Consider the following 5,476-nt stretch of genomic DNA (forward strand, 5'->3'; position numbering starts at 1 on the left):
ATTCCCAAAGGCGTTTGCCAATGGGATAGAGGGTGTGGGGTTACACCCAATCAGAGTACATGTCGCTTAAACGACATGGACTGATAAACAATTTTATTAAAATCTTTGTCGTTATTTTATGATTTTAATAAAATTGATAACCTAGTAGAGCTTGAGCAACGAAACATTCCGCACCTTATTTTTCAGCCGCATTCCTTAGAAGATATTGCTGCCGATTTGCTTCGGTTAGGCGAAGCGCTCGGTCAAAAAGAACGCACCAAAGCAGTAGTCGATCGATATCGTGAAGTCATCGCTCAATATACGCAACTGGCCAAAAAAATAGAACAACCGCCAACGATTTATTGGGAGTGGTGGCCGAAGCCGGTCTTTACGCCTGGGAAAACGAACTGGCTCAGCGAAATTAGCGAATTAGCCGGTGGACGCAACTTGTTTATCGATATCGAACAAGCAAACGTCCAAACCGACTGGGAAGATGTGAAACAGAGAAACCCAGACCATATTGCGCTCGCTTGGGTTGGGGTGCGAAGCGAAAAAATCGACCCGGCGATCGTGAAAAAACGGCCGGGGTGGAACGAGCTCCAAGCCGTCCAATCGAACCGCATTTACGTACTCGAAGAGGCGCTGTTTTGCCGCCCTTCTCCACGGCTATTACTTGGCTTGAAGAAACTTGCTTCCTTGCTTCATCCCGATCTCTTTCCTGCTTACGACGGAATCGATCCGCTGCTTTCAGAAGCAGAAGCGACAGAGGCTTGACAATGGCCACAAAACAAAAAAAGGGCGAGAATTGTCCGCCCTTCTCTTTTTCTAGCTTTTCGATTTTAAATATTGTTGCCGGAATACTTGCATCGTTTCATCTTCGTTCAGCTTTTTCAGTTCGTCTTCTGATAGCTGACCATTTCCTTTTTTCACGACATATACTTCGACTGTCTTTTTGCCCCAATATTTATAGACGTCTTCCACTGTATCATAGTATAAATCGATGCGGTGCCCTTTAATCGCTCCTCCTTTGTCCGCGACAACGCCATATCCGTATCCAGGAATAAACAAAATCGTGCCGATCGGAAACACATTTAAATCAGCGGCAATCGTCGAATATAAATCACGCTTCACGCGCACCCCAGAATACGTAATGCCGTATGCCGGATGATTCGGAGACTTCCCTGTCGATTCCACTCCTGCTGTATAGCCGGTGGCAACAACCGTCGTCGACGGATATTGGGACCAGTCAAACGCTTCTTCTAAACTTACCGAATCATTTTCCGTTAGTTCTGATGAAATTTGCGGCTGTGCCCGTTCCTCATAATAAATCCATTGGTCATCAGCTGCTGCGTAGTCTATACCAAAATAATTAGCAAAATAATAGCTGCGATGAAAAAGAGAAAACGGTGAGTCATCCATCCAATCCACAATGGTACGCGCCTCTACCCCAGAAATCGATTGAAACGTAGTAAACAGCGCGCAAACAAATAAGATGGTCATACATATCCTTCTTACAAAATTCATTTTCTCACTCCTCCCACGGCTCTATTTATTTCCAAAAAAAGAAACAAATATTCACCGCGAAAGGATGAGAAATAAGAAAAGCGCAAAGCGCCCGCCTATCGGCGAAGATCGCACAAGCCCCACCGAGGAGGCTGTTGCCGCCACAGCGTGGGGCGGAGCGACTCGAGCCGATGGCGCTTGGAGCTAGACAGCTCCCCAGACCCGAAATTTTATGCTTTCTTATCATTATAAAAAGACTCCCGCCTAAATAGCGAAAGCCTTAAAACATTTGATATCCTTTAGCTCTTAACACCCGAATGGCAACACCGGACAAAATCGCGCCGACTAGTCCACTGCTGAGAATCATGACATCAGCGGGCGCTAGCGACATTATTTTATGCTTCAACGCTGCAAATGAAGCGCTCGGTGCAGTAAAATAAGCAAAAAACCTAACATCATCGATAATGAAAATAAAAACAATCGGGCTTAAAATAGCCGGAAGCCATGTCATCCGCAAAATCATATTTAATAAAAAACCGATGCCAAAAAATAAAACAAAAAATAGCAACATCGATATGAGCAAAACAGGAACGCTCATTTCCATCCCCATCACCTCCAGTACATCCTTCTTAAGTGTACTGAATGGAGGACAGGCAGTCAACGAAAGTCATTCGTTATTTTTTTGTTTCTGTTCCTTTTCCTGAACAGCAATAGCACGTTTCCGAACCGCCTAATAAAAGCTGCACATAGCCGTTCCCCGAACAATATGGACATACCGTTTGTTCTGCATGTTTCATTTCTCATCCCTCTCTCTTTTCTTAATTTTCTGATAATATATCAAATAAAGCGCATGAAAGAAAAGAGGGATTTCCGCCGATTTACGCTCATGTAAACGGATACATCGAACAAATACTCTTTTTTTCTTCAGTTTTCTTAATTTTTCGAATTTTTAATTATAGTAAAAAGGGACAACCGTCTGTTGCCCCTTCCCGCTTAGAAAATATTGAATTTTCCTTTTTTCATCACAAGCGATGGACCACCGATTAAGTAAAGCGCACGATTGTCAACCATTTTTTTCATGAAGCTTGCTTTAGAGCCCCACATTTTCTTCCCGAAGACGACGCCGATCGCATCATCGTGACCGAGCGAACATACCGTTCCTTTAATATCCGGTTTAAATGGCTGTAACTCTCCTTGCTGGCGAATTAACACAGCAAGGTTTTTCGCGCACAATTCGCCTTGCTGCATCGCGATTTGCGCCGTCGGCGGATACGGACGGTTCGTTTCTTCGTTAATCATAAGCGAGCAGTCACCGATAATAAACACGTTATCGTAACCAGGAGCGCGCAAGAACGGATCCACTTTCACGCGGCCACGCATTGCTTCAAAACCGGACTCATCGATGACGTAGCTTCCGCGCACACCTGCTGCCCATACAACTGTACCTGCTTTAATTTCTTCTGTTTCATCGCCTTTTGCGACAATAATTCCTTCTGGCGTACATTCTTTAATCGCCGTTCCGATGCGAAACTCGACCCCTTTACGCTCAAGCAGCCCAACCGCATATTCCACTAGCTCTGGATCAAAGCCAGGAAGCGCAGTTGGTGCGGCTTCGACACAGATGATGCGCACCTTTTTCGGATCGATATCGTATTCACGGCAAAGCTCTGGCACGCGGTTCGCTAACTCGCCAAGAAATTCAATCCCCGTAAATCCAGCGCCGCCAACGACGATCGTTAAGCGCTCATCACGTTTTTCTACTTCTGTATTGTACGTCGCAAATTGATATTCAATATGCTCACGAATTTGGCGAGCCGCGTTGATATTCGCAATCGAGAAGGCGTACTCTTTTAGTCCTTTAATGCCGAATGTTTCGGACTCAAAACCGAGCGCGACCACTAAATAATCGTACGAAAGCTCCCCATTTTCCAAAATGACACGTTGTTCTTGTGGCACGATTTTCACTACCGTGTCTTGTACAAACTGCACTTTGTTACGATCGATTACATCGGTGATCGGATAACGTACGCGGTCATGATGGAGCGTTCCCGCCGACGCCTCATGAAGCCACGTTGTTTCGTAGTGGTAATCGTTTTTGTTCACTAACGTAATATTCGCTTCGTTTACACCAATCAATTTTTGCAAACGAACCGTTGTCATTAACCCCCCATAACCTGCACCTAAAATTACAACATTTGGCTTTTTCAAATGAATCACTTCCACCCTTTTATTTTTTTGTGATGATCTACAACTAGCGTTTGCCGCCTTGTTGCATTTTATCGAAAAAAAGTTTGTGAATAAATTCACGATAATGGACAAAAAAATGTCGAACAATTGTCAAAAAATCTTAACAATCCCTCCAAAAACATATTATGCTTTTTTTTTGTTGTTTTCAAGTGATTTTTTTCTTTTTTCTAAAGGAATTATGTATGTTATGATGTAAGTGTCTGTATTTTTTGATATTGAGGGGGAAGGGATTATGAAAGAAGACCAAAAAGTGTACGACATTACCATTATCGGCGGTGGACCAGTTGGATTGTTTACCGCATTTTATGGGGGGATGCGCCAAGCAAGCGTAAAAATTATTGAAAGCCTTCCGCAGCTCGGCGGTCAGCTGTCTGCTCTTTATCCAGAAAAATACATATATGATGTAGCCGGATTCCCGAAAATCCGCGCCCAAGAGTTGATTAATAATTTAAAGGAACAAATGGCGAAATTTAACCCGACTGTTTGTCTCGAGCAATCGGTAGAAAAACTTGAAAAGCAGGATAACGGTATTTTTAAGCTGACAACGAATAAAGAAGTGCACTATTCGAAAACCGTGATCATCACTGCTGGAAATGGAGCGTTCCAACCTCGCCGTCTCGAGCTAGACAGCGCAGCGCAGTATGAAGGAAAAAATCTCCATTACTTCGTGGACGATCTAAATAAATTTGCTGGTCAAAAAGTGCTAGTTTGCGGTGGTGGCGATTCGGCCGTAGATTGGGCGCTAATGCTCGAGCCGATTGCAGAAAAAGTGACGATTGTGCATCGTCGCGATAAATTCCGCGCCCATGAGCATAGCGTAGAAAACTTAATGAAGTCGAAAGTCGATATTAAAACTCCATTTATACCGGTTGAATTGATTGGTGACGAAAACGGCATTCGCCAAGTCGTGCTCGAAAGTGCAAAAGACGGCGCGCGCGAAACGGTTGATGTCGATGCGGTCATCGTTAACTACGGATTTGTCTCCTCGCTTGGCCCGATTAAAGAATGGGGGCTCGAAATCGAGAAAAACTCGATTAAAGTCAACTCGAAAATGGAAACAAACATTCCTGGTGTGTATGCAGCCGGGGATATTTGCACGTACGAAGGAAAAGTGAAGTTAATTGCTTGCGGCTTCGGGGAAGCGCCAACGGCAGTCAACAACGCCAAAGCATATATTGACCCAAGCGCAAAAGTGCAACCGCTTCATTCGTCATCAATGTTCTAACTTATGTAAGGTGAAGAAGGGATGGCTAGCGACAAGACATCCCTTCTTCATTATTTTTCACTATCCACTTCCACATTGTTCATTTTTCCTAATGCATCCACTTTTTCCTGTAGTTCTTTCTTTTCTTTTGATAATGATTTCACTTGACGCTGTAATTGAAATATACGAAAAAAGCCGAACGAGGCCACAATAATTCCTCCCATCGCTGTCGAGCCTAAAATGATTAAAATTAGTGGCCATTCCGTTTTTCCAAACAAATAATTGACAGAAACAGCATTCACATTAGCTACAGCAAAAATAGACACAATTAACGCAAATAACATCGCGAATAATAAGTTCCACTGCATTTTCATATTAACTCTCCTCCCCTGTTAAATATAGTTTACACTGCTATTTATAGCTACTCAATTAATTTGTACGTCACTATTCCACTTTTCTTCCCATTTGCCACAACGATTCCCACCATTACTTTCGCCAACAAAGCAAACACTAAACGTGTAAACCCATTTTACATGTCTTAGG

7 protein-coding genes are annotated in these 5,476 nt (G+C 43.4%); 2 read left to right on the plus strand and 5 right to left on the minus strand.

Going from position 1 to position 5,476, the window contains the following annotated elements; genetic code table 11:
* Positions 1-105 precede the first annotated feature (105 nt).
* Positions 106-753, plus strand: a complete 648-nt coding sequence (locus M4I42_RS16190) for an ABC transporter substrate-binding protein (RefSeq protein WP_268853091.1) — start codon at positions 106-108, stop codon at positions 751-753.
* A gap of 51 nt (positions 754-804) precedes the next feature.
* Here M4I42_RS16190 and M4I42_RS16195 read toward each other — a convergent pair whose 3' ends face one another.
* The 4 genes from M4I42_RS16195 to M4I42_RS16210 form a co-directional block, all read right to left on the minus strand.
* Positions 805-1,503, minus strand: a complete 699-nt coding sequence (locus M4I42_RS16195) for a 3D domain-containing protein (RefSeq protein WP_268853092.1) — start codon at positions 1,501-1,503, stop codon at positions 805-807.
* A 259-nt stretch (positions 1,504-1,762) separates the two neighbouring features.
* The gene (locus M4I42_RS16200) at positions 1,763-2,086 is read right to left on the minus strand and encodes a YuiB family protein (RefSeq protein ID WP_268853097.1); all 324 of its coding nucleotides are present in this window, start codon (positions 2,084-2,086) and stop codon (positions 1,763-1,765) included.
* A 70-nt stretch (positions 2,087-2,156) separates the two neighbouring features.
* Positions 2,157-2,279, minus strand: coding sequence for a YuiA family protein (locus M4I42_RS16205; RefSeq protein WP_268853093.1), 123 nt, complete (start codon positions 2,277-2,279; stop codon positions 2,157-2,159).
* Between the two features lie 196 nt (positions 2,280-2,475).
* Entirely contained in the window at positions 2,476-3,699 is a 1,224-nt protein-coding gene (locus tag M4I42_RS16210; protein ID WP_268853094.1) for an NAD(P)/FAD-dependent oxidoreductase, read from the minus strand.
* Positions 3,700-3,961: 262 nt separating this feature from the next.
* Here M4I42_RS16210 and M4I42_RS16215 point away from each other — a divergent pair, with 262 nt between their 5' ends.
* Complete coding sequence (locus M4I42_RS16215) at positions 3,962-4,954, plus strand: NAD(P)/FAD-dependent oxidoreductase (RefSeq protein ID WP_268853095.1); 993 nt, start codon at positions 3,962-3,964, stop codon at positions 4,952-4,954.
* 50 nt (positions 4,955-5,004) lie between these two features.
* On the opposite strand, the gene M4I42_RS16220 is transcribed toward M4I42_RS16215, so the two are convergent.
* Positions 5,005-5,307 carry a LapA family protein gene (locus M4I42_RS16220; protein WP_268853096.1) on the minus strand — a complete coding sequence of 101 codons (303 nt, stop codon included), beginning with the start codon at positions 5,305-5,307 and terminating at the stop codon, positions 5,005-5,007.
* Positions 5,308-5,476: the final 169 nt, after the last annotated feature.

The organism is Anoxybacillus sp. J5B_2022 (assembly GCF_026847645.1).
Lineage (GTDB): Bacteria > Bacillota > Bacilli > Bacillales > Anoxybacillaceae > Anoxybacteroides.

What these genes read in the sequence shown, in the direction of transcription:
- M4I42_RS16195 (WP_268853092.1), bottom strand. Translation starts at nt 1,503, where the DNA reads ATGAATTTTGTAAGAAGGATATGTATGACCATCTTATTTGTTTGCGCG.
- M4I42_RS16215 (WP_268853095.1), top strand. Translation starts at nt 3,962, where the DNA reads ATGAAAGAAGACCAAAAAGTGTACGACATTACCATTATCGGCGGTGGA.
- M4I42_RS16220 (WP_268853096.1), bottom strand. Translation starts at nt 5,307, where the DNA reads ATGAAAATGCAGTGGAACTTATTATTCGCGATGTTATTTGCGTTAATT.
- M4I42_RS16205 (WP_268853093.1), bottom strand. Translation starts at nt 2,279, where the DNA reads ATGAAACATGCAGAACAAACGGTATGTCCATATTGTTCGGGGAACGGC.
- M4I42_RS16200 (WP_268853097.1), bottom strand. Translation starts at nt 2,086, where the DNA reads ATGGAAATGAGCGTTCCTGTTTTGCTCATATCGATGTTGCTATTTTTT.